Below are 25,047 nucleotides of genomic sequence, written 5' to 3'. Positions count from 1 at the left end.
GCGGTCGTGAGTGACCGGCGCGCACACCTTTCGTGTCGAGAGGAGCCCCCGCCGCGTGGCACCTCGTCGTGCTGCGCCCCCTGCGCGCCGGCTGATTCTTACGGCGGTTCGAGGAATTCCAGCACAGGGCCGGAGGCTCCAACAAGGGCGTCGTGTCACGTAGTGAGACGGTTAACCCTGCGTGGGGGTTGCATTACGGGACGTAGAAAGCCGCATCGGTGATAACGGACTTATGCAGGCGAAATCCGTGTGGGCACCCGGTGTCCCGGTAGTCATGGTCGAGAGCGGAACGTCGGGTTCCGTTACGTAATGTCCGTTTCGGATGCGAGGGTTGAGTTTCCCTTTTGAGGCATTTGACCGTGTGCTCGTGAGCAAAATCACATGGTGATCGCGACTTCTTGCCCCGATTGGTGGGCATGGGCGCGTCTAGCCTGGCGCTTGACAGAAGCAGCCGAAATGACAAGACGCACCGGGAGTCGACGCACGTGAAGACGACGATGATGTTCCGCACCATAGCCAACCCGCGGCGCACCACGCTGGCGCACCTGAAGGACGCCGACGAACTGCAGGTGGCCGTGTCCGAGCAGCCGGAGCACCCCGTCGACCTCCCCACCGCGACCGCCAACCCCAGGCGCACGGTCCTGATGACGGCGCCCACCGCCTGACACCGCCCCTGCGAGTGCCGCGGGGGGCACGCCCATCCACAGGCGGGCGCGCGCTGTCAAGGGGAGCGATAGCCTTCAGGCATCAGTCTCCTGTCAGCTCAGTGAAGGGCGCGAGCTTCCCGTGCGCATCGCCAGATTCTCCCTGGACGGCACCGTCGGCTACGGCGTCGTCGAAGGGGACGCCGACACCCAAGGCGGCCCCGTCATCGACATCATCAAGGGCATTCCCTACGGCGATTTCGAACGCTCGGGCACGAAGATCCCGCTGGACAAGGTCCGGCTGCTCTCGCCGGTCCTGCCCAACAAGATCGTCGCGATCGGCCGGAACTACGCCGAGCACGCCGCCGAGCTGGGCAACGACGTCCCCGACGTCCCCGTCGCCTTCTTCAAGCCGGCCACCTCGGTGATCGGCCCCGGCGACCCCATCGCGTACCCCTCGTTCTCCCAAGAGGTGCACCACGAGGCCGAGCTGGCCGTGGTCATCGGCCGGATGTGCCGGGAAGTGCCGCGCGAGCGCGTCAAGGACGTGATCCTCGGCTACACCTGCGCCAACGACGTCACCGCTCGCGACGTGCAGCGCCGCGAGCAGCAGTGGGCCCGGGCCAAGGGCTTCGACACCTCCTGCCCGCTGGGCCCCTGGGTGGAGACCGACCTCGACCCGCACAACCTCGGCATCATGTGCACCGTCAACGGCCAGCAGCGCCAGCTGGGCCGTACGAGCGACATGGTGCGCTCGGTCGAGGACCTGATCGTGCACATCACCGAGGCGATGACGCTGCTTCCCGGCGACGTCGTCCTCACCGGCACCCCGGCGGGCGTCGGACCCCTGGTCGTCGGCGACGAGGTCGCCGTCACCATCGAAGGCATCGGCACTCTCACCAACAAGGTGATCAAGCGTGGCTAACGGACCCTCCCCCAAGCTCTCGGCTTCGGGGGTACCCCCTCGCGTACGTTTCTGTCCCTCACCGACCGGCAACCCGCACGTGGGTCTGGTCCGCACCGCCCTGTTCAACTGGGCGTACGCCCGCCACACCGGCGGCACCCTGGTCTTCCGCATCGAGGACACCGACGCGGCCCGCGACTCCGAGGAGTCCTACAACCAGCTCCTGGACTCGTTCCGCTGGCTGGGCTTCGACTGGGACGAGGGCCCGGAGGTCGGGGGCCCGCACGCCCCGTACCGCCAGTCGCAGCGCATGGACATCTACAAGGACATCGCGGCCAGGCTCCTGGACGGCGGTTACGCCTACCGCTGCTACTGCACCTCCGAGGAGCTCGACGCCCGCCGCGAGGCCGCCCGCGCCGCCGGGAAGCCCTCGGGGTACGACGGCCAGTGCCGCACCCTGAGCGCCGAGCAGGCGGCCGTGTACGAGGCCGAGGGCCGGCCCGCGATCGTCCGCTTCCGGATGCCCGACGAGGCGATCACCTTCACGGACCTGGTCCGCGGCGAGGTGACCGTCACGCCGGAGAACGTCTCGGACTACGGCATCATCCGCGCCAGCGGCGCGCCGCTCTACACGCTCGTCAACCCGATCGACGACGCCCTGATGGAGATCACCCATGTCCTGCGCGGCGAGGACCTGCTCTCCTCGACCCCGCGCCAGATCGCGCTCTACCGGGCGCTGATCGAGCTGGGCGTGGCGAAGCGGGTCCCGGAGTTCGGCCACCTCCCGTACGTGATGGGCGAGGGCAACAAGAAGCTCTCCAAGCGCGACCCGCAGGCCTCGCTCAACCTCTACCGCGAGCGCGGGTTCCTCCCCGAGGGCCTGCTCAACTACCTGTCGCTGCTCGGCTGGTCGTTCTCCGCGGACCGGGACATCTTCACGGTCGCCGAGCTGGTCGAGAAGTTCGACATCGCGGACGTGAACGCCAACCCGGCCCGCTTCGACCTGAAGAAGGCCGAGGCGATCAACGCCGACCACATCCGCATGCTGGATGTGAAGGCGTTCATCGAGGCCTGCGAGCCCTGGCTGCGGGCCCCGCACGCCAACTGGGCCCCGGAGGACTTCGACCAGGCCGCGTGGGAGGCCATCGCCCCGCACGCCCAGACCCGCCTGACCGTCCTCTCGGACATCACGGCCAACGTCGACTTCCTGTTCCGCAAGGAGCCGGTCGAGGACGAGGCGTCGTGGAACAAGGCCATGAAGGGCGACCCGGCCGCTCTGCTGACCACCGCCCGCGCCAAGCTGGAGGCGGCGGACTGGTCGAGCGCGGAGTCCCTCAAGGAGGCCGTCCTGGCCGCCGGAGAGGAGCACGGCCTCAAGCTCGGCAAGGCACAGGCCCCGGTCCGTGTCGCCGTCACCGGCCGCACGGTGGGCCTGCCGCTGTTCGAGTCCCTGGAGGTCCTCGGCCGCGAGCGCACGCTGGCCCGGATCGACGCGGCGCTGGCCAAGCTGGCCGGCTCCTGACGCGGCCAGCGGTTACCCGTTTTGGTGGCCCGTCCACCATCGGGTAATGTTCTTCCTGCGCCGCCCGGGCGGGCCGAAAGGCCGGAACGGGAAGCGCAGCCAAACAAAACCCCACAGGGGGTTGCGTTTTGGTGGGGTATGGTGTAATTGGCAGCACGAGTGATTCTGGTTCACTTAGTCTAGGTTCGAGTCCTGGTACCCCAGCAGGAAATCTTCTTCGCAAGATTTCCTGCCCAGCAGGACCAAGCCCCCGTTGTGTAGCGGCCTAGCACGCTGCCCTCTCAAGGCAGTAGCGCCGGTTCGAATCCGGTCGGGGGTACGGATCTCGGAACGTATGTATACGAGATCGCTAGGGCCCCCGTTGTGTAGCGGCCTAGCACGCCGCCCTCTCAAGGCGGTAGCGCCGGTTCGAATCCGGTCGGGGGTACTGGTCTAAACCACCATGGGCTATGGTGTAATTGGCAGCACGAGTGATTCTGGTTCATTTAGTCTAGGTTCGAGTCCTGGTAGCCCAGCTGGATCACTTCCTGATCCACGCCCCCGTTGTGTAGCGGCCTAGCACGCCGCCCTCTCAAGGCGGTAGCGCCGGTTCGAATCCGGTCGGGGGTACGCATAAGGAAAGGCCCTCCACTTCGCGTGGAGGGCCTTTCCCGTTTCATTCCCGGCCGTAGCGCCGGTTCGACTCCTCCGTCTGCGCCAGCCGCCGCAGGCTCTGGAAGACCGGTTCGTACAGCACGGTCAGCGCCACCGCCGCCTCGATCCGCTCCGAAGGCGTCTCGTACGTCTCCACCAGGTCCAGGTCCGCGACCGACAGTTCGGACGCGAGGCGGGCGTGCAGCAGCAGGTGGTCGGTCTCGTGCGGGTAGCCGAGCCGGGCCAGCGAGGCCACGGCGGCGATCAGCATCCCGTAGGCCGGGGACGTGGCGCCGTACCGGCGGCAGTGGTGCCACTCCAGGCGCTCCAGCAGCGCGTCGACCTGGCGCCGGGCCGCCGCGGTCGCCGGATCGTCCTCGTCCGGCTCCGGGCCGTGCGGCAGGGCCCACACGGCGGCCCCCAGCCGGGTGTTCTGGTCCAGCGTCTCGTCGTCCGTCGCGGCGAGCACCTCGCGGGCCGTGGCGACCGGCATCCGGCCCACCTGGATCAGCGCCCGCACCAGCCGCAGCCGGCGCAGATGCTCCTCGCCGTACTCGGACTGGGTCGCGGTGACCCGGGTGCCCGGCGGTAGCAGCCGCTCCCGCAGGTAGTACTTGATCGTCGCGGTGGGTACGCCGCTGCGCTCACTCAACTCCGCCAGCCGCATCTCTCTTGCGCCTTTCATTGGACAGTGGCACTATCCAAGCATGGATAGCAGCACTATCCAACCTACCCACGAAAGGTGCGGATCATGGGCAGCACTGTGCTCGAAGGCCGGAACACCGCCGCGGCCGAGGGCGACGTCACCGTCTTCACCGTCGGCATGCGCATCAACAACTTCCGCGCGCTGCGCAGCTGGTGGCCGGTGTTCACCGCGATGCCGCGGATGCTCAAGGAGCTCTCACAGGACAAGGAGAGCGGCCTGCTGGGCTATCAGATGCTGCTGGGGCTGCCGCGGGTGATCTACGTCGTCCAGTACTGGGAGTCCCCCGAGAAGCTGCTGGCGTACGCGTCCGACCAGGACGGGCAGCACCGGCCCGCCTGGGCGGCGTTCAACCGCCGGCTGCGGGCCGGGAGGGGCAAGGTCGGCTTCTGGCACGAGACGTACGTGGTCCCGGCCGGGGGGCACGAGTCGGTCTACCTCAACATGCCGGAATTCGGGCTCGGCAAGGCCACGGGCGTCGTCCCGGTCGGCCGCCGCGGCGAGCGCGCCGCCGAGCGCCTTTCCCGCTAGCCCGCACCGGACGGGCCGTACGGGGGCGCGGGGCGCGCTCGCGGCGTCCCTCGCGTCACCTCGGCCGATCCGGGGTCAAGGGTCACCCGGTGCGGCGCAGCGCCTCGCTCAGGCGGCCGGCCGCGTCGATGACCGCCTGGGCGTGCATCCGGCCCGGGTGGCGGGTCAGCCGCTCGATCGGCCCGGAGACCGAGACCGCGGCGACCACGCGGTTGGACGGGCCGCGTACGGGCGCGGAGACCGATGCCACGCCCGGCTCCCGCTCGCCGATCGACTGGGCCCAGCCCCGCCGCCGTACGCCCGACAGGGCCGTGGCCGTGAAACGGGCGCCCTGCAGGCCGCGGTGCAGCCGCTCCGGCTCCTCCCAGGCCATGAGCACCTGCGCCGCCGAGCCGGCCTTCATCGGCAGCGTGGAGCCGACGGGCACGGTGTCCCGCAGTCCGGACAGCCGCTCGGCCGCCGCCACGCAGATGCGCATGTCGCCCTGGCGCCGGTAGAGCTGGGCGCTCTCCCCGGTCACGTCGCGCAGGTGTGTGAGTACGGGGCCGGCCGTGGCGAGCAGCCGGTCCTCGCCGGCCGCCGCGGCCAGTTCCGCCAGCCGCGGGCCGAGTATGAAGCGGCCCTGCATGTCGCGCGCCACCATCCGGTGGTGTTCGAGCGCGACCGCGAGCCGGTGCGCCGTGGGGCGCGCGAGTCCGGTGGCCCCGACCAGCCCCGCGAGGGTGGCCGGACCGGACTCCAGAGCGCTCAGCACCAGTGCTGCCTTGTCGAGAACGCCGACGCCGCTAGAGTTGTCCATGCAACGATACTTGCGTCTCACACTGTGAAACGCAAGTTCAATTTTCCGGTGGAACCGCCACTCTGTAATTGCGGCCCGGGACCAGGGCGCGCAGTCCACACGAGTTGGGCCGGCGACGTTGCCGGCCGGAGGGAAAGCGATGGGACGGACACTCGCGGAGAAGGTCTGGGACGACCATGTCGTCCGGCGCGCCGAAGGCGAGCCCGACCTGCTCTTCATCGATCTGCACCTGCTGCACGAGGTGACCAGCCCGCAGGCTTTCGACGGCCTCCGCAAGGCCGGGCGGCCGGTGCGGCGCACCGACCTCACCATCGCGACCGAGGACCACAACACCCCGACCCTCGACATCGACAAGCCCATCGCGGACCCCGTCTCGCGGGCCCAGTTGGAGACGCTGCGCAGGAACTGCGCTGAGTTCGGTGTCCGTCTGCATCCGCTCGGTGACGTAGAGCAGGGTGTCGTCCACGTGGTGGGGCCGCAGCTGGGCCTGACCCAGCCGGGCACCACCGTGGTCTGCGGCGACAGCCACACCTCCACGCACGGCGCCTTCGGCGCGCTGGCGTTCGGCATCGGCACCAGCCAGGTCGAGCACGTGCTGGCCACCCAGACGCTCCCGCTGGCGCCGTTCAGGACCATGGCGATCACCGTCGAGGGCGAGCTGCCCGAGGGCGTCACGGCCAAGGACCTGATCCTGGCGATCATCGCGAAGATCGGCACCGGCGGCGGCCAGGGCTACGTCATCGAGTACCGCGGGTCCGCCATCGAGAAGCTGTCGATGGAAGCCCGGATGACCGTGTGCAACATGTCCATCGAGGCGGGCGCGCGGGCGGGCATGATCGCCCCCGACGAGACCACCTTCGCCTATCTCAAGGGCCGCCCGCACGCCCCCGAAGGCGCCGACTGGGACGCGGCCGTCGAGTACTGGCGCACCCTGCGCACCGACGACGACGCCGTCTTCGACCACGAGGTCGTCATCGACGCCGCCGCGCTGTCGCCGTTCGTCACCTGGGGCACCAACCCCGGGCAGGGCGCCCCGCTGTCGGCGTCGGTCCCCGACCCCGACTCGTACGCTGACCCCAGTGAGCGGCACGCCGCCGAGAAGGCCCTGGAATACATGGGCCTGACGGCGGGTCAACCGCTGCGGGAGATCGGTGTGGACACGGTCTTCGTGGGCTCGTGCACCAATGGCCGGATCGAGGACCTGCGCTCCGCCGCCGAGGTGCTGCGGGGCCGTTCCGTCGCCGACGGGGTGCGGATGCTGGTCGTACCCGGCTCGGTACGGGTCGCGCTCCAGGCCGTCGAGGAGGGGCTGGACAAGGTGTTCACCGCGGCCGGCGCCGAGTGGCGGCACGCGGGCTGCTCGATGTGCCTGGGCATGAACCCCGACCAGCTGGCGCCCGGCGAGCGGTCGGCGTCCACCTCCAACCGCAACTTCGAAGGCCGGCAGGGCAAGGGCGGCCGGACCCATCTGGTCTCGCCGCAGGTCGCCGCCGCCACCGCGGTCCTCGGCCACCTGGCCTCGCCCGCCGATCTGCCCAACCCCTCTGCCGTCCCCACGCCCGCCGGAGTCTGAACACGATGGAAGCTTTCACCACGCACACCGGCCGGGCCGTACCGCTGCGGCGCAGCAACGTCGACACCGACCAGATCATCCCCGCGCACTGGCTCAAGAAGGTCACCCGCGACGGCTTCGAGGACGGTCTGTTCGAGGCGTGGCGCAAGAACCCGGACTTCGTGCTGAACCAGAGCGCGCACCAGGGCGCGACCGTCCTGGTCGCCGGGCCCGACTTCGGCACCGGCTCCTCGCGCGAGCACGCGGTGTGGGCGCTGCAGAACTACGGCTTCAAGGCCGTCATCTCCGCGCGCTTCGCCGATATCTTCCGGGGGAACTCGCTCAAGAACGGTCTGCTGACCGTCGTGCTGCCGCAGGAGACCGTGGACCGGCTGTGGGAGCTGGTCGAGGCCGACCCGACCGCCGAGGTCACCGTCGACCTCGTCGACCGCCAGGTTCGAGCCGAGGGGATCACGGCTGATTTCGACCTTGACGAGAACGCCCGATGGAGGCTGCTGGAAGGGTTGGACGACATCAGCCTGACCCTCAGGCAGGAGGCCGACATCGCCGCCTACGAGGCCCGCCGACCCGCCTTCAAGCCCAGCACGGTTGGGGTCTGAGCACCCCCGGTTCTCCCTGCGCAGAGCGCGTTTGACACGATGCGTCGCCGGTCCACCGACCGGCGGCGCATCGGCGTGTTGAGGCCCCATGAGGCGACAACTCGCCGCAGATGGCACAATCAGCGCATGGAACGCGACGCCCAACTCAAGCTCTACGGGGTCGTCGCCGACCGGCTGAAGGAAGCGCACGCAAGGGTGCGCGCACTGCAAGTCCCGGAGGGCGTACGGATGGCGCTGTCCCGGAAGCTGCTGGTCATCACGGCTGCGGCGAAGCACGATCTCGCGGACGCGGCGCGGCGTCTGGACCGGTTGATGGATGACCTCGACGCGGGTCGTCTCCCCGAAGACCCCGACAGCGACGGAAGTCCGTGACGGTCGAGTTCGTTGCGGCACAAGGGTGATTAGCCCGTTTCGTGTTTGATTTGCGGTATATATCTGCCTAACGTGCGAAAAAGCTTGAACACATTCGTTCCGGCTATGTCTCCGAAGGGGAAGACGTGAACAAGGCGCAGCTCGTAGAAGCGATTGCCGACAAGCTCGGCGGTCGGCAGAACGCCGCCGAAGCAGTCGACGCGGTCCTGGACGCCATCGTCCGCGCGGTCGTCGCGGGGGATCGGGTTTCGGTCACCGGTTTCGGCTCGTTCGAGAAGGTCGACCGTCCGGCTCGTTACGCCCGCAACCCGCAGACGGGTGAGCGGGTCCGGGTCAAGAAGACCTCGGTGCCCCGCTTCCGCGCCGGGCAGGGCTTCAAGGACCTGGTGAGCGGCTCGAAGAAGCTGCCCAAGGGTGGCGAGGTCGCCGTGAAGAAGGCGCCCAAGGGCAGCCTCCAGGCCGCCGCGAAGAAGGCCGCGGCCAAGAAGGCGGTCGCGAAGAAGGCGGCGCCCGCGAAGAAGGCGGCGGTGAAGAAGGCGGTCGCGAAGAAGGCGGCGCCCGCGAAGGCCGCGGCGAAGAAGGCGGCGCCGGCGAAGAAGGCGGCGGTCGCGAAGAAGGCGGCGACCGCCAAGAAGGCCGTGGCGAAGAAGGCCCCGGCGAAGAAGGCCACCACCCGCAAGACCACCGCCAAGAAGGCCACGGCCCGGAAGAAGTAACCGCGGTCGACGGCACCTCACGCGCCGGGCCGGACTCCCTCGGGAGTCCGGCCCGCGGTGTGTTCGGTGGCCTTCCGGGGGCCGCTCAGAACGTCTGCAGGGTGATGAAGACGACCCGGCGGTCCGCCTCCTCGCCCGCGACCTCGATCCGCACCCGCTGCCCGGGGCGCAGCATGCGCAGGCCGCCCGCGTCGAACGCCGCCGCGTCGAAGGGGAGCGGGGTGCCGTCGTCCAGCAGCACGCTGCCGGCGCGGGTCTCGGGGTCGTACGTGAACGCGGTTGCCTGCATGTCCAGCAGCGTAGCCCGCACCGCGTGGGCCGCCCGTAGGGGTGCCCCTCGCGCCCCGCGGGCCGTACCCGGACGTCAGCCGGGGGCGACGTACGCCGGTGGAGGCGGGCAGCCGGGCGCCTCCACCAGGAGGGCCGTCGTGTGCGGGCCCACGCCCAGGCACAGCGCCGCCCGCAGATCCTCGCCCGTGTCCACGTCCTGCCGCACGCTGGCCACGTCCGGCAGTTCGATCTCCCACGCCCCCGAGGCCCGGTGCCGGGCGCGGGACGGGCCCCCGAACGCCGGGGCCAGCTCCACTCCGGCCGCGGCCGCCAGCAGCGTGGTGCCGATGCCCGCCGCGTCGGCGAGGAAGGCCCGCGGCCCGGCGGCCGCGGCGTCCAGCACCCGGCCCAGCTCCTCGGTCCGCAGCGCGGGCAGATCGGCGTTGAGCGCCGCCACGGCCGCCCCCGGCAGCTGCGTACGGACCATGCGCGCCCCGTGGGCCAGGGCCGCGTTCAAGCCCGGTGCGTCCGGCACCACGTGCGCGCCCAGGACGCGCAGCGCACGCCCGGCGCACGGATCATCCGTGACGACCACCACACCCCGTACGCTCTCGCATGCCAGCGCCGCGGCCACCGTGTCCTGCGCGAATGCGAGTGCGAGCGCCGGGCGCCGCGCGTCCGGCACGGTGGCGGCGAGCCTGCTCTTCGCCCGTGACAAGGGCTTCAGCGGCACCACCACGGTCCATGCCACACGCGTTCCCTTTCGTCCCACGACGCACATTCTCACCCGCCGCCGCACCCGCCCGGCACTTACGCCCGCAACCCGCGGGGTTACGGTGTCCTCGACAGACCGGGTACCTGGGGCGACACTTGTGCGGCTGCCCGGACGGCAGCAAGGCAGCAGGTCAGCAGGGTCCGAGAGAGGTGTTCCGAGTGTCCGGCCGCAGAATCGGCATCTGGTACCGCACGGCGGCGGTCCTGGTAAAACCACCGCTGGTGGTTCTGTTCAAGCGGGACTGGCGCGGAATGGAGCACATTCCGGCTGAGGGCGGATTTATCACCGCGATCAATCACAACTCGTATCTCGACCCGCTCTCGTACGCGCACTATCAGTACAACACCGGGCGGGTCCCGCGCTTCCTCGCCAAAGCGGGGCTCTTCAAGGGCAGCTTTGTCGGAACCTTCCTGCGCGGTCTGAAGCAGATCCCGGTCTACCGTGAGTCCACCGACGCGGCCAACGCCTTCCGGGCCGCCGTCGACGCCATCAACAACGGCGAGTGCGTGGCGTTCTACCCCGAGGGAACCCTCACCCGCGACCCGGACATGTGGCCGATGCGCGGCAAGACCGGCGCGGCGCGCGTCGCGCTGCTCACCAAGGCCCCGGTGATCCCGGTCGCCCAGTGGGGCGCCAACGAGGCGATGCCGCCGTACGCCAAGCACAAGAAGCTGCGGCTCTTCCCGCGCAAGACCCTGCGGGTGCAGGCCGGACCGCCGGTGGACCTGTCCGAGTTCTACGGGCAGGAGCCGACCGCCGAGGTGCTGCGAGCCGCCACCGACACCATCATGGCCGCGATCACCGAACAGCTCGCCGAACTGCGCGGCGAACCCGCGCCCGCGCGGCCGTACGACCACAAGAAGGCCCGCGGGGCCGAGGAGGCAGGCAAGTGACCCGCTGCGCGGTCTACGGCACCGGATCCTGGGGCACCGCCTTCGCGATGGTGCTCGCCGACGCCGGCTGCGAGGTGACGATGTGGGGCCGCCGCGCCGGCCTCGTCGAGGCGATCAACACCGGACGCACCAACCCCGACTACTTTCCGGGCGTGGAGCTGCCCCGGTCGGTGCGGGCCACCACCGACCCCGCCGAGGCGGCGGACGGTGCCGAGTTCGCCGTCCTCGCCATCCCCTCCCAGACGCTCCGCGAGAACCTCGCCGCGTGGGCGCCGCTGCTGCCCGCCGACACCGTGCTCGTCTCCCTGATGAAGGGCATCGAACTCGGCACCGCCAAGCGCATGAGCGAGGTCGTCGAGGAGGTCGCCAAGGTCTCCCCGGACCGGGTCGCGGTGCTGACCGGCCCCAACCTCGCCAAGGAGATCGTCGCGCGGCAGCCCGCGGCCGCCGTCGTCGCCTGCCGTGACGAGGGCGTGGCCCGGCGTCTCCAGGCCGCATGCCACACCCCGTACTTCCGCCCGTACACCAACACCGACGTGGTGGGCTGCGAGCTCGGCGGCGCGGTCAAGAACGTCATCGCACTGGCCGTCGGGATCGCCGACGGCATGGGGCTCGGCGACAACGCCAAGGCGTCCCTGATCACCCGGGGCCTGGCCGAGACCACCCGGCTCGGGCTGGCGATGGGCGCCGACGCGCGCACCTTCGCGGGCCTGGCGGGCATGGGCGACCTGGTCGCCACCTGCTCCTCGCCGCTCTCCCGCAACCACACCTTCGGCACCAACCTCGGCCGCGGCATGACGCTGGAGGAGACCATCGCGGTCACCCGGCAGACCGCCGAGGGCGTCAAGTCCTGCCAGTCCGTGCTGGATCTGGCCCGGCGCCACGACGTCGACATGCCGATCACCGAGACCGTGGTGGAGATCGTCCACGAGGGCAAGCCGCCGCTGGTCGCGCTCAAGGAACTGATGTCGCGCAGCGCCAAGTCCGAGCGTCACTGACGCCCCAGCCCCAGCGTCACTGACGCCGAAGCGACCGCAAGGTAACCTCAATCGCGATATGAGCAGCGAGACCTCCACCCCCAGCACTGGCAAGCCGCGTGTCGCCGTCGTCTTCGGCGGCCGCAGCTCCGAGCACGCCATCTCCGTGGTCACCGCGGGTGCCGTGCTGCGCGCCATCGACCGGACCAAGTACGACGTGCTGCCGATCGGCATCACCGCCGACGGCCGGTGGGCGCTGACCTCCGCCGACCCCGAGCGGATGGCCATCGCCGACCGCAGGCTGCCGAGCGTCGAAGATCTCGCGGAGTCGGCCGACGGCTCCGTCCTGCTGCCGGTCGACCCGGGCAGCCGTGAGGTCGTCTACACCGAGCCGGGGAACGTGCCCAAGGCGCTGGGCGACGTGGACGTCGTCTTCCCGATGCTGCACGGCCCGTACGGCGAGGACGGCACCCTCCAGGGCCTGCTGGAGCTCTCCGGCGTGCCCTACGTCGGCTCCGGTGTGCTGGCGTCCGCCGTCGGCATGGACAAGGAGTACATGAAGCGGGTGTTCACCTCCTTCGGGCTGCCGGTCGGCCCGTACGAGGTGATCCGGCCGCACGAGTGGGACCGCGACCCGGCCGCCGCCCGCAAGAAGATCGTGGACTTCGCCGCCGACCACGGCTGGCCGGTCTTCGTCAAGCCCGCCCGCGCCGGTTCCTCCTTCGGCATCACCAAGGTCGACGACCTGGCCGGTCTTGACGAGGCCGTCGAGGAGGCCCGGAGCCACGACCCGAAGATCATCGTGGAGTCGCTGCTGCGCGGCCGCGAGATCGAGTGCGGGGTGCTGGAGTTCGAGGACGGGCCGCGTGCCAGCGTCCCGGCCGAGATCCCGCCGGTCACCGCCCACGACTTCTACGACTTCGAGGCGAAGTACATCGACTCGGCCAGCGGGATGGTGCCCGCGCCGCTCACCGAGGAGCAGACCGCGCGCGTCCAGGAGCTCGCGGTGCGGGCCTTCGAGGCGGTGTCCTGCGAGGGGCTGGTGCGCGCGGACTTCTTCCTGCTCGACAGCGGCGAGTTCGTGATCAACGAGATCAACACGATGCCCGGCTTCACGCCCATCTCCATGTACCCGCGGATGTGGCAGGAGAGCGGCGTCAGCTACCCGGAGCTGGTGGACCGCCTGCTCCAGGCCGCGCTGCGCCGCTCCACCGGACTGCGCTGAACGACCGGCGGGCCCCGCCAGGGGCGACCGGCCGCCGGGCGGCGGCCGGTCCCGGCCGTCCGCCCGGGCTCCCGGGCTCAGATGCCGAACGGGATCGTCTTCTTGATGGCGTCCGCGAGGTCGATGAGCACGTTGAGCTCGGGGGCGTACTTCCCCGGCACGCGCACCTCGACATACGCCTTGCGCAGGGCGGTCGTGAAGCGGTAGCCGTCGTCCTGCTTCTCAAACACCCACTCGACGCCGTTGAGCTCGGCGGAGTCGGGGTGCGGGTTGTAGTCTGGGTCGCCGGGCGTGAGCACGTCAGGTGCGGGCACTCCGCAGCGCAGCTGCACGGCGGGATCGCCCCACGCCGCCGTGAAGTCGGACGCCGGGGCGACGGCACGTCGCTCAAGGCCTTCCACGCGGCGCGGCAGCTCCTTGTGCAATGACCGGCACATGCCGACCGCGGGCCCGGACGGCGTGGGAACCGGGGGTGCCGCGGCACTGTCGGACTCGCCGCCCGACGCGCAGCCGCCGACCGCTGCCAGCAGCAGCACGGTGGTGGACAGGAGGATCGATCGGCGGGGTGCGCACTTCACCGGGCGAGCATACGAGGAGCCGGAGACGGACGGCCGGGCGGGAGCTAGAGATGGACGACCGGGCAGGTCAGGGTGCGGGTGATGCCGTCCACCTGCTGGACCTTGGCGACCACCATGCGACCGAGCTCATCGACCGTCTCGGCCTGGGCGCGCACGATGACGTCGTACGGTCCGGTGACGTCCTCGGCCTGGATGACCCCCGGGATCTCCGCGATGACTTCGGCCACGGTCGACGCCTTGCCGACCTCGGTCTGGATCAGGATGTACGCCTGTACCACGGAACCTCCAGGGCGGCTACGAGGATCATGTGGGGAGAAGAGACGCCACGGTACCGCGTCACCGCGCGGTGCGGGGAGACCCTCGCGGCATGCGTGGCGAGGCCGCGGATATCGACAGCATAAGGAGAAGCGCAGTGAAAGGTACCGTGGGGGAACTCGGGGAGTTCGGGCTCATCAGGGAACTCACATCCCGGCTCACCACGACCCCGGCGGTACGGCTGGGGCCGGGGGACGACGCCGCGGTGGTCGCCGCGCCGGACCGGCGCGTCGTGGCCAGCACCGACGTCCTGCTGGAGGGACGGCACTTCCGCCGCGACTGGTCCACCGCGTACGACGTGGGCCGCAAGGCCGCCGCACAGAACCTGGCCGACATCGCCGCGATGGGCGCGGTGCCCACCGCCCTGCTGCTCGGCCTCGTGGTCCCCGCGGACCTGCCGGTGACCTGGGCCAGCGAGCTGATGGACGGGCTGCGGGACGAGTGCCAGGTCGCCGGGGCCGCCGTCGTCGGCGGTGACGTGGTGCGCGGCGACACGATCACGGTCGCGATCACCGCACTGGGCGACCTGCGCAACAGCGACCCGGTCACCCGATCCGGTGCTCAGCCGGGCGACGTCGTCGCGGTCACCGGCTGGCTGGGCTGGTCGGCAGCCGGGCACGCGGTGCTCTCCCGCGGCTTCCGCTCGCCGCGCGCCTTCGTCGAGGCCCACCGGCGGCCCGAGCCCCCGTACCACGCGGGGCCGGCGGCGGCCGGGCTCGGCGCCACCGCGATGACGGACGTCAGCGACGGGCTCGTGGCCGATCTGGGCCACATCGCGGAGGCCAGCAAGGTCCGCATCGACCTGCGCTCGGGCGACATCGACATCCCGACGCAGATGTCCGACATCGGGCAGGCGGTCGGCGTGGACCCGCTCCAGTGGGTGCTCAACGGGGGAGAGGACCACGCGATCGTCGCGACCTTCCCGCCCGACGTGAAGCTCCCGGCCCGCTGGAAGGTCATCGGCGAGGTGCTCAACCCGTCGGCACTGCCCCAGGTGACCGTGGACGGGGCGCCGTGGGCGCACGCGGGCTGGGACCACTTCGGGGACGAGGCCGACGCCGAGTAGCTGGGCACGGGCATACGCCGAGTAGATTCGGCGTATGCCGCACATACCCGCGCCCGAGCCCGCCCCGCGCGGTGAGCTCCCGCCGCACCCGCCCTGCGTGCTCACCGTCGCCGGATCCGACTCCGGCGGCGGTGCGGGCATCCAGGCCGACCTGAAGACGATGCTGGCGCTGGGCGTGCACGGCATGAGCGTCCTCACGGCGGTGACCGCCCAGAACTCCCGGGGTGTACAGGGGGCCTGGGAACTGCCCGCGGACGCCGTGCGCGCCCAGTTCCGTGCCGTCGTCGACGACATCGGCGTCGATGCGGTGAAGACCGGCATGCTGGCCTCCACCGAACTGGTCGAGACGGTCGCCGCGCTGCTCGGCGGCGTCACGGCGCCGGTGGTGGTGGATCCGGTCGGCGTCTCCAAGCACGGCGATCCGCTGCTGGCCGCCGAAGCCCTCGGCGCGGTCCGCGCCAGGCTGCTGCCCACCGCCACCGTCGCGACCCCCAATCTGGACGAGGTCGCCCAGCTCACGGGCGTACGGGTCGAGAGTGAGGCCGACATGCGGCGGGCGGCGGACGCCGTGCTGGAATTCGGCCCCCGGTGGGCTCTGATCAAGGGCGGGCACCTGGCCGGCGCCGCCACCGACCTGCTGACCGACGGCACCGAGCTGCACTGGCTGCGCGCCCCCCGGCACGACAACCGGCACACCCACGGCACCGGCTGCACGCTGGCCAGCGCCATCGCCTCGTACCTGGCCCGGGGGCTGGAGGTCCCGGAGGCGGTCGCGGCGGCCAAGACGTACGTCACCGGCGCCATCGCGGCGGGCTTCGCGCTGGGGGAGGGCATCGGGCCGGTCGACCACGGGTGGCGCCTGCGCCGCTAGCGGTTTATGGGCCCGCTGGCGGTCTGTGGGGCCGAACGCCAAAAAACCGGCCCACCACGAGGTGGACCGGCTCCGGCAACCGGCGAGGCTCGCTACGTCAGCGCGAGACCTTGCCGGCCTTGATGCACGAGGTGCAGACATTCATGCGCTTCGGGGTCCGACCGACCACAGCGCGCACCGTCTGGATGTTGGGGTTCCAACGACGGCGGGTGCGGCGGTGCGAGTGCGAGATGTTGTTGCCGAAGCCCGGCCCCTTGCCGCAGACGTCGCAGTTGGCAGCCACGGGTTACTCCAAAGACGGGTCAACCCCGCGTACGCGAGGAGACAGACACTTACGGTGAGCCCCGGCGAGAGTGCCAGGGGAAAGCCCGATTCACATCGGGCAACCGGAGCAGCATACAACGACCGCTCCCGACATACGAAAACTACCATGGCCGCCCCGGCCCCCGCCGGTCCGGGCCCCCTGACCGGACCCGCGGCGCGACTACCCTGCCAGGAGCCCCACCCGAGGAGGACGCAAGGTGCCGCACACTCCCCCAGACTCCGTCCGGGGGTACCCCCTTGACGCCGATGCGGTACGCACCTGGTGCCGGCTGGCGCTGGACGCGCTCGGCCGGGCCCGCGAGGACATCGACGCCATCAACGTCTACCCGGTGGCCGACGGGGACACCGGCACCAACCTGTACCTGACCGCCGAGTCCGCTGCCCGGGCCGTCGACGCGGCCTTCGACGGCCACGCCGCCTCCGGCGCCCCGTCGCGTCCCACCAGGGCGGACGCGATGCGGGCCATGGCGCACGGCGCGCTCATCGGGGCACGGGGCAACTCCGGCACCATCCTGGCCCAGCTGCTGCGCGGGATGGCCGACGTGCTCGCCGCCGAAGACGCGGGGCCCGCCCATACAGGGGCCGGGGACGCGAGGCCCGGCGGCGTGGCGTCCGGGGACGCCGGCGCCCTCAAACAGGCGCTGCGGCACGCCGCCGAGTCCGCCTACCAGGCCGTCGCCCACCCGGTGGAGGGCACGGTGCTGACCGTCGCCGCGGCGGCGGCCGACGCCGCGGAACAGGTGGCCGACGCCGCCGCGGAGCGCGCCGGTGACGACATCGCACGGGTCGCGCGCGCCGCGTACGAGGGGGCACGCACCGCCCTCGCGGCGACCCCCGGCCAGCTCGACGTCCTCGGCCGCGCCGGAGTGGTGGACGCGGGCGGCTACGGCCTGGTCGCGGTGCTCGGAGCGCTCTCCCAGGCGCTGTCCGGCGAGGCCCCGGCCCAGCCGCCCGCGGCCGACCACGGCCGCCGACCCCGCCCGGCCGCGCCGGCCGGCGGAACCTCCGCCGTACCGGCCACCCCACCGGCGATGGCACCCTCCGCGTCCGCCGGAGCGGGCGGCTGCGCCCCCGGCGGGGCCGGACCGCACAGCGAGGGGCCCGCCTTCGAGGTCATCTATCTGCTGGAGGCGGACGACGCGGCCGTCGGCCGGCTGCGCGCCCGGCTCGACGCGCTCGGCGACTCCCTCGTCGTGGTCGGCGGGGAGGGCCTGTGGAACGTCCACGTCCACGTGGACGACGCGGGCGCGGCGGTGGAGGCCGGCATCCAGGCGGGACGCCCGTACCGCATCCGCATCACGCACTTCGCCGCCGCCGGGCTACCGCGCGGCCCTTACGAGGACCCGTGCGACGCGCCGCGGGACCGGCCCGAGCGCCAGGACGCGGGCCGGGAGCGGGCACCGCGCGCCGTCGTCGCGGTCGTCCCCGGCGACGGCCTCGCCGCCCTCTACGCGGAAGCCGGCGCCGCGGTGGTGGCCGCACGCCCCGGAGAGCCGCCCGCAAGCGGCGAGCTGGTCGAGGCCGTCCGCCGCGCCCACGCCCGCGAGGTCGTGCTGCTGCCCAACGACGCCGAGCTGCGGCACACCGCCGCGGCCGCCGCCGAGCAGGCCCGTACCGCAGGGGTGCGCGTCGCCCTCATCCCGACCCGCTCCGCGGTCCAGGGCATCGCCGCGCTCGCCGTACACGAGCCCGGCCGCCGCTTCGACGAGGACGTCGTGGCCATGACCGCGGCCGCCGGCGCCACCCGCTGCGCGGAACTCGTCGTCGCCGAGCACCAGTCGTGGACCATGGCCGGGATCTGCCAGGCCGGGGACGTGCTGGGCCTGATAGACGGCGACGTGGCGGTCATCGGCCCGGACCTCGCCGGCGCGGCGGAGACGGTCCTGGACCGGATGCTCGCCGCCGGCGGCGAGATGGTCACCCTCGTCCTCGGCGCGGGCGTCCCCGAGGGCGTCGCCGAGCGCCTGGAACGGCACGTACAGCAGGGGCATCTGGCCGTCGACACGGTCGTCTACGACGGCGGGCAGCAGACCGTTCCGCTGATCATCGGCGTCGAATGAACCCGCCTGGCCCCGCTTGTCACACCCGTGGTGTGCAATGGACAACGTGCCCGCGCTCGACGAACCCCTGAAGAAGACCCTCGGCGGCACCACCGCGAAGGTGCTGGCCGACCACCTCGACCTGCACACGGTCGGCGACCTGCTGCACCACTACCCCAGGCGGTACGCCGAGCGGGGCGAGCTGACCCGGCTGTCCGACCTGCCGCTGGACGAGCACGTCACGGTCGTCGCCCAGGTCGCCGACGCCCGCGTCCTGAAGTTCAACGCGGGCCGCGGCCAGCGGCTGGAGGTCACCCTCACCGACGGCAGCGGACGGCTCCAGCTGGTCTTCTTCGGCAAGGGCATCCACAAGCCGCACAAGGACCTGCCGCCCGGCCGCCGGGCGATGTTCGCGGGCAAGGTCTCCGTCTTCAACCGCAAGCTCCAGCTCGCCCACCCCGAGTACCAGCTGCTGGACGCCGACAGCGGCGAGGAAGCCGTCGACGCCTTCGCGGGCCGGCTCATGCCGATCTACCCGGCCTGCCAGCAGATGGCGTCCTGGAAGATCGCCAAGGCGGTCGACGCGGTGCTGCCCAGCGCCCGGGAGGCCGTGGATCCGCTGCCGCCGGCGCTGCGCCTCGGGCGCGGGCTGAGCACGCTGCCGGAAGCCCTGCTCAAGATCCACCGGCCGGGTACGAAAGCGGACATCGCCGACGCCCGCGACCGGCTGAAGTGGGACGAGGCGTTCGTCCTCCAGGTGGCCCTCGCCCGGCGCCGGTTCGCCGACGCCCAGCTGCCCGCCGTACCGCGCCGCCACGCACCGGGCGGCCTGCTGGACGCCTTCGACGCCAAGCTGCCCTTCGAGCTCACCGAAGGCCAGCGGAAGGTCAGCCAGGAGGTCTTCGACGACCTGGCCACCGAACACCCCATGCACCGGCTCCTGCAAGGCGAGGTCGGCTCGGGCAAGACCATGGTGGCGCTGCGCGCCATGCTCCGCGTCGTGGACGCCGGCGGCCAGACCGCGATGCTCGCGCCGACCGAGGTCCTCGCCCAGCAGCACCACCGCTCCATCGTGGAGATGATGGGCGAGTTGGCCGAGGCCGGGATGCTGGGCGGGTCCGACCTGGGCACCAAGGTCGTGCTGCTCACCGGCTCGATGGGCGCCGCCGCCCGGCGGCAGGCGCTGCTGGACCTGGTCACCGGAGAGGCCGGGATCGTGATCGGCACCCACGCGCTGATCGAGGACAAGGTGAAGTTCCATGATCTTGGCCTGGTCGTGGTCGACGAGCAGCACCGCTTCGGCGTCGAGCAGCGCGACGCCCTGCGCGGCAAGGGGAAGCAGCCGCCGCACCTGCTGGTGATGACCGCCACCCCGATCCCGCGGACCGTCGCCATGACCGTCTTCGGCGACCTGGAGACCTCCGTTCTCGACCAGCTGCCCGCGGGCCGGTCCCCGATCGCCAGCCATGTGGTGCCGGTTCAGGACAAGCCGCACTTCCTGGCCCGCGCCTGGGAGCGGGTTCGGGAGGAGGTGGCCGCCGGCCACCAGGCGTACGTGGTCTGCCCGCGCATCGGCGACGACGAGGACGAGCCGAAGAAGAAGTCCGCCGAGGACCAGGCGGAGAAGCGCCCGCCACTGGCCGTTCTGGACATCGCGGAACAGCTCGCGGCGGGTCCGCTGCAGGGCCTGCGCGTCGCGGTGCTGCACGGGCGGATGCAGCCCGATGCCAAGGACCAGGTGATGCGGCGCTTCGCGGCGGGCGAGGTGGACGTGCTCGTCGCCACCACCGTCATCGAGGTCGGGGTCAATGTCCCCAACGCCACCGCCATGGTCATCATGGACGCGGACCGGTTCGGCGTCTCCCAGCTGCACCAGCTGCGCGGCCGCGTCGGGCGCGGCTCCGCTCCCGGCCTGTGCCTGCTGGTCAGCGAGATGCCGCAGGCCAGCCCCGCGCGCGCCCGGCTGGACGCGGTGGCCGGCACCCTCGACGGCTTCGAGCTGTCCCGGATCGACCTGGAGCAGCGGCGCGAGGGCGACGTGCTCGGGCAGGCCCAGTCAGGCGTCCGCTCGTCCTTGCGGATGCTCGCCGTCATCGACGACGAGGAGGTCATCGCCGCGGCCCGCGAAGAGGCGACCGCGACCGTCTCCGCCGACCCCGACCTCACGGCACACCCCGAGCTGCGCACCGCGCTCGACGCCCTCGTCGACGCGGAGCGCGAAAGCTACCTCGACAAGGGCTGAGCCAAGGGCTGGGCTCAAGGACTTGGCCCAAGGGCTGGGCAAGGCCGCCGGGGCCGCACGGCGGCCGCCGCCGGACGGGGCCTCGCCGCCCGCCGCGGGACCTGACCTCGTCGCCCGCCCCCGGGGAGGCGAATAATGGACCCGCAGCGAGCGCAGAGCGAAACGACCCGAAGGGCGGCCCCTCACATGACCCGCGTTATCGCCGGTGCGGCAGGAGGACGCCGCCTGGCCGTGCCGCCCGGCACCGGCACCCGCCCGACCTCGGACCGGGCGCGAGAGGGCCTGTTCTCCACCTGGGAGTCGCTCCTCGGCTCACTGCACGGCATCCGCGTCCTGGATCTGTACGGCGGGTCGGGCGCGGTCGGCCTCGAGGCGCTGTCCCGCGGCGCCGAGCACGTGCTGCTGGTGGAGGCCGACGCCCGGGCCGCGCGGGTCATCCGCGAGAACATCAGGACCATCGGACTGCCCGGCGCCGAGATCCGGACCGCCAAGGCCGAGCAGATCACCGTGCGGCCCGCCCCCGAGCGGCCGTACGACGTGGCCTTCCTCGACCCCCCGTACGCCGTCAGCGACGATGATCTCCGCGAGATCCTGCTCACACTCGGCCGTAACGGCTGGCTCGCGCCGGACGCACTGGTCACCGTGGAGCGCAGCACCAGAGGCGGAGAATTCGGCTGGCCGCCCGGCTTCGACGGGCTGCGGGCCCGCCGCTACGGCGAGGGCACGCTTTGGTACGGTCGCGCCGCTTCGACGTGCGACAGCACGTCATGACCGGACTTGAGAGCGAGGAACCACTGTTGCGCCGCGCAGTCTGTCCGGGGTCCTTCGACCCCGTCACCAACGGACACCTCGACATCATCGCCCGAGCGTCCAAGCTCTACGACGTCGTGCACGTCGCCGTGATGATCAACAAGTCCAAGCAGGGCCTGTTCACCGTGGAGGAGCGGATCGATCTCCTCCGCCAGGTCACCGCGGAGTACGGCAACGTCGAGGTGGAGGCCTTCCATGGCCTGCTCGTCGACTTCTGCAAGCAGCGCGACATCCCCGCCATCGTCAAGGGACTGCGCGCCGTCAGCGACTTCGACTACGAGCTCCAGATGGCCCAGATGAACAACGGCCTGTCCGGGGTGGAGACCCTGTTCGTCCCCACCAACCCGACCTACAGCTTCCTCTCCTCCAGCCTGGTCAAGGAGGTCGCGGCCTGGGGCGGCGACGTCTCCCATCTGGTGCCCCCGGTGGTGCTGGAGGCGCTGCGGGAGCGGCTGCCGAAACGATGAGCCGCTGACGGGACGTCATCGGCTGTCGGGCGGGGGCCCACTGGCCGTACAGTCGTGCCCGTTCGTTCCCATCGGTCATAGAGAGTGGCGAGCACCCAGGTGGACGTATCGAAGAAGCTCGACGAGATCGTCGACGCCGTCGGCAGCGCCCGGTCCATGCCCATGTCGGCCTCCTGCGTGGTCAACCGCGCCGAGCTGCTCGCCAGGCTCGAAGAGCTGCGGGCCGCGCTGCCCGGTTCCCTCGCCCAGGCCCAGGAGGTGCTCGGCGGGCGCGAGCAGGTCGTCGAGGACGCCCGCCGGGAGGCCGAGCGGATCATCGAGTCCGCCCACGCCGAGCGCGGTTCGCTGATCTCCGGCACCGAGATCGCCCGGCAGTCGCAGGAGGAGGCCGACCGCATCCTGGCCGAGGCCCGCCGCGAGGCCGAGGAGATCCGCGCCGAGGCCGACGACTACGTCGACAGCAAGCTCGCCAACTTCGAGGTCGTCCTCACCAAGACCATCGGCGCCGTCGACCGCGGCCGCGACAAGCTGCTGGGCCGCGCGCCCGCCGCCGCGCCCGGCGCGGACGGACTGGCGGACGAGGGGCCGGAGCGCAGCGCCGACCCCGCGACCCTGCGGCAGCGCGCCGACGAGTACGTGGACACCAAGCTGGGCGCCGTGGCCGCCGTCCTCGCCAAGACCCTGGAGGCGGTCGGCCGCGGGCGGCAGAAGCTGCTCGGGGCGCGCCCGACCGACGAGCTGGGCGCGCACATGGCGGCCCAGGACGCCCAGGAGGGCGGCTACGCGCACGGCACGAGCGACGCCGAGTACCTGGCGGACCTCGCCCAGGTCCACACGCCGCCGCACGGCGTGCCTGCCCCGCCCGCCCAGCAGCCCGTGCAGGCCCAGCAGGCCGTGCCCGCTCCGCCTACCGAGGCACCCCGCGTCCCGGAGCAGCAGGCGTACTACGCCGACGGCTACCAGCAGCAGGACCCATACGGGTACGGGCAGCAGCAGTACGAGCAGCCCGCGGCCGACCCGTACGCCACCGCGCAGGCGGCCGGCTACCCGCAGCAGGACGGCGGCTACGGCTGGCAGCAGCAGGGCTACGACACCTACGGCGGCCAGGACGGCTACGCGCCGCACGAGGCCCACGCCGGGTATCCGCAGCAGCCGCCGCAGACCGCCCAGCAGGGGGCGGCGCTGGACGAGACCAGCTTCTTCGACACCAGCGTGATCAACCTGGACCAGCTGCGCCAGTACGAGCAGGGCCGCTGACCGTCCGGTCGCGACGGTGCCGATTGGGTCTACGGCAAGGTCTCAAGTATCCTGGCTGTTCGGTCGCGCTACGTCCGCGATCCGGGCTGCCCGTTTCGCATCCGCGTGGGGCCGCCCATCCGCAGCGTAGAAAGCAGGAAGCTCTGAACGCCCGCCTTGACCACCGTGCCCCGCTCGTGTTCGACACACGCGAGCTGGGTCGGCGTCCCGGTGCGCTCAAGCGCCTCTCCCGCTCGATCGCCGCGCCCAAGGACCTCGGTATCGAGGTCATCGGTGTGCGCGAGGGCGCGACCGTGGAGCTCGACCTCCGCCTGGAGTCGGTCATGGAGGGTGTGCTGGTCACCGGCACCGCCCGTGCGCCGCTCACAGGGGAGTGCGTAAGGTGTCTGGAGCCGCTCGAGCGAGAGCTCGAAGTGGACTACCAGGAGATGTACTCCTACCCCGACGCCGACGCCTGGGGCCGCACCGCGGACTCGGACGACGACGCCGAGGAGGAGGACACGCTCTTCCTCGAGGACGACTTGCTCGACCTCGAACCCGTGCTGCGGGACGCGGTGGTGCTGGCACTGCCGCTGCAGCCGGTGTGCCGGGAGGACTGTCTCGGCCTGTGCCCCGACTGCGGGGTACGGCTGACGGACAACCCGGACCACCACCATGACGCCGTCGACATCCGTTGGGCGGCACTGCAGGGACTCGCCGAGACCATCCAGGGCGGCGAGAAGGACGATATGGGCGGCGCCGATGCGGGCGTCGACAAGAAGCAGGAGAAGTAGCCGTGGCTGTTCCGAAGCGGAAGATGTCGCGCAGCAACACGCGCCACCGCCGGTCGCAGTGGAAGGCTGCGGTCCCCACCCTGGTGGCTTGCAGCAGCTGCCAGGAGCCGAAGCAGCAGCACATCGCGTGCCCGAGCTGCGGCACCTACAACAAGCGTCAGGTCCTCGCGGTCTGATCGGCGGGTGACAGGCTCTATGTCAGACGGCAACTCGTCGAAGAAGGCGCCGGCGGACACAGCCTCGTCCCACACGATTCTGGAAGGGCGGCTCGGGTATCAGCTTGAGTCCGCCCTTCTGGTACGTGCGCTGACCCACCGCTCCTTCGCGTACGAGAACGGCGGGCTGCCCACCAACGAGCGTCTGGAATTCCTCGGGGATTCGGTGCTCGGCCTGGTGGTCACCGACACGCTGTACCGCATCCACCCGGATCTGCCAGAAGGCCAGCTGGCCAAGCTGCGGGCCGCGGTGGTCAACTCGCGCGCGCTGGCGGAGGTGGGCCGCGGCCTCGACCTCGGCGCCTTCATCCGGCTCGGCCGGGGCGAAGAGGGCACCGGGGGCAGGGACAAGGCGTCCATCCTGGCCGACACCCTGGAGGCGGTGATCGGCGCGGTCTATCTGGACCAGGGCCTCGACGCCGCCGCCGAACTGGTGCACCGGCTCTTCGACCCGCTCATCGAGAAGTCCTCCAACCTCGGCGCCGGCCTGGACTGGAAGACCAGTCTCCAGGAGCTGACCGCCACCGAGGGTCTTGGCGTTCCGGAGTACCTGGTCTCGGAAGAGGGTCCCGACCACGAGAAGACCTTCACGGCTGCTGCCCGCGTCGGTGGTGTCGCGTACGGCACCGGCACCGGCCGCAGCAAGAAGGAAGCGGAGCAGCAGGCGGCGGAGTCCGCCTGGCGCGCGATCCGCACGGCCGCCGACGAGGCGAAGGCGGCTGCCGCCGCCTCGGACGGCCAGAACCCGGACGGCGCCGCGCCGTCCGACAGCACCGACGCGTCCGAGAGCGCCGCACGCTGAACCCCTGAGAGGGCGGCGGGCCATGTGCCCGCCGCCCTCTCACGCGTTCACCGGTCCGGAGGGCCATGGGTTCCCGGCCTGGGCGCGCGGCGCCGCGAGGGCTCGCGTGGGGGCACACTCGTACCTGTCACCGGCACCCCCGAGGAGTCCAC

27 protein-coding genes, 5 tRNA genes and 1 pseudogene are annotated in these 25,047 nt (G+C 71.5%); 26 read left to right on the top strand and 7 right to left on the bottom strand.

Annotated elements, in window-relative coordinates:
- The first annotated feature begins 485 nt into the window (after positions 1-485).
- The 8 genes from ACQUSR_RS08710 (at position 486) to ACQUSR_RS08675 (ending at position 3,679) form a co-directional block, all read left to right on the top strand.
- The gene (locus ACQUSR_RS08710) at positions 486-665 is read left to right on the top strand and encodes a hypothetical protein (RefSeq protein WP_431041978.1); all 180 of its coding nucleotides are present in this window, start codon (positions 486-488) and stop codon (positions 663-665) included.
- 121 nt (positions 666-786) lie between these two features.
- Positions 787-1,569: a fumarylacetoacetate hydrolase family protein gene (locus ACQUSR_RS08705; protein ID WP_431041977.1), complete on the top strand. Its 783-nt coding sequence runs from the start codon at positions 787-789 to the stop codon at positions 1,567-1,569.
- Entirely contained in the window at positions 1,562-3,070 is a 1,509-nt protein-coding gene (gltX, locus tag ACQUSR_RS08700) for a glutamate--tRNA ligase (protein ID WP_431041976.1), read from the top strand. Before ACQUSR_RS08705 ends, gltX begins: the two co-directional genes overlap by 8 nt.
- A gap of 132 nt (positions 3,071-3,202) precedes the next feature.
- Positions 3,203-3,274 (top strand) — tRNA-Gln (locus ACQUSR_RS08695).
- Between the two features lie 42 nt (positions 3,275-3,316).
- Positions 3,317-3,389 (top strand) — tRNA-Glu (locus ACQUSR_RS08690).
- A gap of 35 nt (positions 3,390-3,424) precedes the next feature.
- Positions 3,425-3,497, top strand: a tRNA-Glu gene (locus ACQUSR_RS08685).
- A 16-nt stretch (positions 3,498-3,513) separates the two neighbouring features.
- A tRNA-Gln gene (locus ACQUSR_RS08680) sits at positions 3,514-3,585 on the top strand.
- A gap of 21 nt (positions 3,586-3,606) precedes the next feature.
- A tRNA-Glu gene (locus ACQUSR_RS08675) sits at positions 3,607-3,679 on the top strand.
- Between the two features lie 46 nt (positions 3,680-3,725).
- On the opposite strand, the gene ACQUSR_RS08670 is transcribed toward ACQUSR_RS08675, so the two are convergent.
- Positions 3,726-4,370, bottom strand: a complete 645-nt coding sequence (locus tag ACQUSR_RS08670) for a MerR family transcriptional regulator (protein ID WP_431041975.1) — start codon at positions 4,368-4,370, stop codon at positions 3,726-3,728.
- Positions 4,371-4,454: 84 nt separating this feature from the next.
- On the opposite strand from ACQUSR_RS08670, the gene ACQUSR_RS08665 reads away from it, so the two are divergent.
- Positions 4,455-4,937 (top strand): DUF4188 domain-containing protein, encoded by a 483-nt coding sequence (locus tag ACQUSR_RS08665; protein ID WP_431041974.1) that lies wholly within the window; start codon positions 4,455-4,457, stop codon positions 4,935-4,937.
- Between the two features lie 82 nt (positions 4,938-5,019).
- Here the strand turns inward: ACQUSR_RS08665 and ndgR are convergent, their stop codons facing one another.
- Entirely contained in the window at positions 5,020-5,736 is a 717-nt protein-coding gene (ndgR, locus tag ACQUSR_RS08660; protein ID WP_431041973.1) for an IclR family transcriptional regulator NdgR, read from the bottom strand.
- Between the two features lie 139 nt (positions 5,737-5,875).
- Between ndgR and leuC the strand changes: the two genes are divergently transcribed.
- The 4 genes from leuC (at position 5,876) to ACQUSR_RS08640 (ending at position 8,996) form a co-directional block, all read left to right on the top strand.
- Positions 5,876-7,309: a 3-isopropylmalate dehydratase large subunit gene (leuC, locus tag ACQUSR_RS08655; protein WP_431041972.1), complete on the top strand. Its 1,434-nt coding sequence runs from the start codon at positions 5,876-5,878 to the stop codon at positions 7,307-7,309.
- A gap of 5 nt (positions 7,310-7,314) precedes the next feature.
- Positions 7,315-7,908, top strand: a complete 594-nt coding sequence (gene leuD, locus ACQUSR_RS08650; RefSeq protein WP_431041971.1) for a 3-isopropylmalate dehydratase small subunit — start codon at positions 7,315-7,317, stop codon at positions 7,906-7,908.
- 126 nt (positions 7,909-8,034) lie between these two features.
- Positions 8,035-8,280 (top strand): hypothetical protein, encoded by a 246-nt coding sequence (locus ACQUSR_RS08645; protein ID WP_431041970.1) that lies wholly within the window; start codon positions 8,035-8,037, stop codon positions 8,278-8,280.
- A gap of 125 nt (positions 8,281-8,405) precedes the next feature.
- The gene (locus tag ACQUSR_RS08640) at positions 8,406-8,996 is read left to right on the top strand and encodes an HU family DNA-binding protein (RefSeq protein ID WP_431041969.1); all 591 of its coding nucleotides are present in this window, start codon (positions 8,406-8,408) and stop codon (positions 8,994-8,996) included.
- A gap of 85 nt (positions 8,997-9,081) precedes the next feature.
- On the opposite strand, the gene ACQUSR_RS08635 is transcribed toward ACQUSR_RS08640, so the two are convergent.
- Together ACQUSR_RS08635 and cofC are read right to left on the bottom strand one after the other, a co-directional pair.
- Positions 9,082-9,285 (bottom strand): hypothetical protein, encoded by a 204-nt coding sequence (locus ACQUSR_RS08635; RefSeq protein WP_431041968.1) that lies wholly within the window; start codon positions 9,283-9,285, stop codon positions 9,082-9,084.
- 75 nt (positions 9,286-9,360) lie between these two features.
- Positions 9,361-10,017 carry a 2-phospho-L-lactate guanylyltransferase gene (gene cofC, locus ACQUSR_RS08630; protein WP_431041967.1) on the bottom strand — a complete coding sequence of 219 codons (657 nt, stop codon included), beginning with the start codon at positions 10,015-10,017 and terminating at the stop codon, positions 9,361-9,363.
- A gap of 182 nt (positions 10,018-10,199) precedes the next feature.
- On the opposite strand from cofC, the gene ACQUSR_RS08625 reads away from it, so the two are divergent.
- The 3 genes from ACQUSR_RS08625 to ACQUSR_RS08615 are packed head-to-tail and all read left to right on the top strand — an operon-like array spanning position 10,200 to position 13,136.
- Positions 10,200-10,934: a lysophospholipid acyltransferase family protein gene (locus ACQUSR_RS08625; RefSeq protein ID WP_431041966.1), complete on the top strand. Its 735-nt coding sequence runs from the start codon at positions 10,200-10,202 to the stop codon at positions 10,932-10,934.
- Positions 10,931-11,932, top strand: coding sequence for an NAD(P)H-dependent glycerol-3-phosphate dehydrogenase (locus tag ACQUSR_RS08620; RefSeq protein WP_431041965.1), 1,002 nt, complete (start codon positions 10,931-10,933; stop codon positions 11,930-11,932). Before ACQUSR_RS08625 ends, ACQUSR_RS08620 begins: the two co-directional genes overlap by 4 nt.
- Positions 11,933-11,990: 58 nt before the next feature.
- Positions 11,991-13,136 (top strand): D-alanine--D-alanine ligase family protein, encoded by a 1,146-nt coding sequence (locus ACQUSR_RS08615; protein WP_431041964.1) that lies wholly within the window; start codon positions 11,991-11,993, stop codon positions 13,134-13,136.
- 77 nt (positions 13,137-13,213) lie between these two features.
- Here the strand turns inward: ACQUSR_RS08615 and ACQUSR_RS08610 are convergent, their stop codons facing one another.
- Both ACQUSR_RS08610 and ACQUSR_RS08605 read right to left on the bottom strand, forming a co-directional pair.
- Positions 13,214-13,714 carry a DUF3515 domain-containing protein gene (locus ACQUSR_RS08610; RefSeq protein WP_431041963.1) on the bottom strand — a complete coding sequence of 167 codons (501 nt, stop codon included), beginning with the start codon at positions 13,712-13,714 and terminating at the stop codon, positions 13,214-13,216.
- A gap of 44 nt (positions 13,715-13,758) precedes the next feature.
- Positions 13,759-13,992 (bottom strand): Lrp/AsnC family transcriptional regulator, encoded by a 234-nt coding sequence (locus ACQUSR_RS08605; protein WP_304464163.1) that lies wholly within the window; start codon positions 13,990-13,992, stop codon positions 13,759-13,761.
- 134 nt (positions 13,993-14,126) lie between these two features.
- Here ACQUSR_RS08605 and ACQUSR_RS08600 point away from each other — a divergent pair, with 134 nt between their 5' ends.
- Complete coding sequence (locus ACQUSR_RS08600) at positions 14,127-15,095, top strand: thiamine-phosphate kinase (protein WP_431041962.1); 969 nt, start codon at positions 14,127-14,129, stop codon at positions 15,093-15,095.
- A gap of 34 nt (positions 15,096-15,129) precedes the next feature.
- A complete protein-coding gene (gene thiD / locus ACQUSR_RS08595; RefSeq protein ID WP_431041961.1) occupies positions 15,130-15,966 on the top strand; it encodes a bifunctional hydroxymethylpyrimidine kinase/phosphomethylpyrimidine kinase in 837 nt (278 codons plus the stop codon).
- Positions 15,967-16,138: 172 nt separating this feature from the next.
- Here the strand turns inward: thiD and rpmB are convergent.
- Positions 16,139-16,249: pseudogene (gene rpmB, locus ACQUSR_RS08590) on the bottom strand (50S ribosomal protein L28); the annotation flags it as partial.
- 238 nt (positions 16,250-16,487) lie between these two features.
- On the opposite strand from rpmB, the gene ACQUSR_RS08585 reads away from it, so the two are divergent.
- The 8 genes from ACQUSR_RS08585 (at position 16,488) to rnc (ending at position 24,895) form a co-directional block, all read left to right on the top strand.
- Positions 16,488-18,350, top strand: coding sequence for a DAK2 domain-containing protein (locus tag ACQUSR_RS08585; protein WP_431041960.1), 1,863 nt, complete (start codon positions 16,488-16,490; stop codon positions 18,348-18,350).
- A gap of 37 nt (positions 18,351-18,387) precedes the next feature.
- Positions 18,388-20,571 (top strand): ATP-dependent DNA helicase RecG, encoded by a 2,184-nt coding sequence (gene recG, locus ACQUSR_RS08580; RefSeq protein WP_431041959.1) that lies wholly within the window; start codon positions 18,388-18,390, stop codon positions 20,569-20,571.
- Between the two features lie 186 nt (positions 20,572-20,757).
- Positions 20,758-21,342: a 16S rRNA (guanine(966)-N(2))-methyltransferase RsmD gene (gene rsmD / locus ACQUSR_RS08575; protein WP_431041958.1), complete on the top strand. Its 585-nt coding sequence runs from the start codon at positions 20,758-20,760 to the stop codon at positions 21,340-21,342.
- Between the two features lie 26 nt (positions 21,343-21,368).
- On the top strand, positions 21,369-21,848 hold the full coding sequence (coaD, locus tag ACQUSR_RS08570) for a pantetheine-phosphate adenylyltransferase (RefSeq protein WP_304464169.1): 480 nt from the start codon (positions 21,369-21,371) through the stop codon (positions 21,846-21,848).
- 99 nt (positions 21,849-21,947) lie between these two features.
- Positions 21,948-23,105 (top strand): ATP synthase F0 subunit B, encoded by a 1,158-nt coding sequence (locus ACQUSR_RS08565; RefSeq protein WP_431047451.1) that lies wholly within the window; start codon positions 21,948-21,950, stop codon positions 23,103-23,105.
- A gap of 176 nt (positions 23,106-23,281) precedes the next feature.
- Positions 23,282-23,878: a YceD family protein gene (locus tag ACQUSR_RS08560; protein WP_431041957.1), complete on the top strand. Its 597-nt coding sequence runs from the start codon at positions 23,282-23,284 to the stop codon at positions 23,876-23,878.
- Positions 23,879-23,880: 2 nt separating this feature from the next.
- Complete coding sequence (gene rpmF, locus ACQUSR_RS08555; RefSeq protein ID WP_431041956.1) at positions 23,881-24,054, top strand: 50S ribosomal protein L32; 174 nt, start codon at positions 23,881-23,883, stop codon at positions 24,052-24,054.
- A gap of 19 nt (positions 24,055-24,073) precedes the next feature.
- On the top strand, positions 24,074-24,895 hold the full coding sequence (rnc, locus tag ACQUSR_RS08550) for a ribonuclease III (protein WP_431041955.1): 822 nt from the start codon (positions 24,074-24,076) through the stop codon (positions 24,893-24,895).
- Positions 24,896-25,047 lie beyond the last annotated feature (152 nt).

Source organism: Streptomyces sp. P1-3 (assembly GCF_050613155.1).
Lineage (GTDB): Bacteria > Actinomycetota > Actinomycetes > Streptomycetales > Streptomycetaceae > Streptomyces.
This window is presented reverse-complemented; position numbering and strand designations above follow the sequence as displayed.

What these genes read in the sequence shown, in the direction of transcription:
- ACQUSR_RS08670 (WP_431041975.1), bottom strand. Translation starts at nt 4,370, where the DNA reads ATGCGGCTGGCGGAGTTGAGTGAGCGCAGCGGCGTACCCACCGCGACG.
- recG (WP_431041959.1), top strand. Translation starts at nt 18,388, where the DNA reads ATGGACAACGTGCCCGCGCTCGACGAACCCCTGAAGAAGACCCTCGGC.
- leuD (WP_431041971.1), top strand. Translation starts at nt 7,315, where the DNA reads ATGGAAGCTTTCACCACGCACACCGGCCGGGCCGTACCGCTGCGGCGC.
- ACQUSR_RS08635 (WP_431041968.1), bottom strand. Translation starts at nt 9,285, where the DNA reads ATGCAGGCAACCGCGTTCACGTACGACCCCGAGACCCGCGCCGGCAGC.
- leuC (WP_431041972.1), top strand. Translation starts at nt 5,876, where the DNA reads ATGGGACGGACACTCGCGGAGAAGGTCTGGGACGACCATGTCGTCCGG.
- rsmD (WP_431041958.1), top strand. Translation starts at nt 20,758, where the DNA reads ATGACCCGCGTTATCGCCGGTGCGGCAGGAGGACGCCGCCTGGCCGTG.
- ACQUSR_RS08665 (WP_431041974.1), top strand. Translation starts at nt 4,455, where the DNA reads ATGGGCAGCACTGTGCTCGAAGGCCGGAACACCGCCGCGGCCGAGGGC.
- ndgR (WP_431041973.1), bottom strand. Translation starts at nt 5,736, where the DNA reads ATGGACAACTCTAGCGGCGTCGGCGTTCTCGACAAGGCAGCACTGGTG.
- ACQUSR_RS08645 (WP_431041970.1), top strand. Translation starts at nt 8,035, where the DNA reads ATGGAACGCGACGCCCAACTCAAGCTCTACGGGGTCGTCGCCGACCGG.
- ACQUSR_RS08615 (WP_431041964.1), top strand. Translation starts at nt 11,991, where the DNA reads ATGAGCAGCGAGACCTCCACCCCCAGCACTGGCAAGCCGCGTGTCGCC.
- rnc (WP_431041955.1), top strand. Translation starts at nt 24,074, where the DNA reads ATGTCAGACGGCAACTCGTCGAAGAAGGCGCCGGCGGACACAGCCTCG.
- thiD (WP_431041961.1), top strand. Translation starts at nt 15,130, where the DNA reads ATGCCGCACATACCCGCGCCCGAGCCCGCCCCGCGCGGTGAGCTCCCG.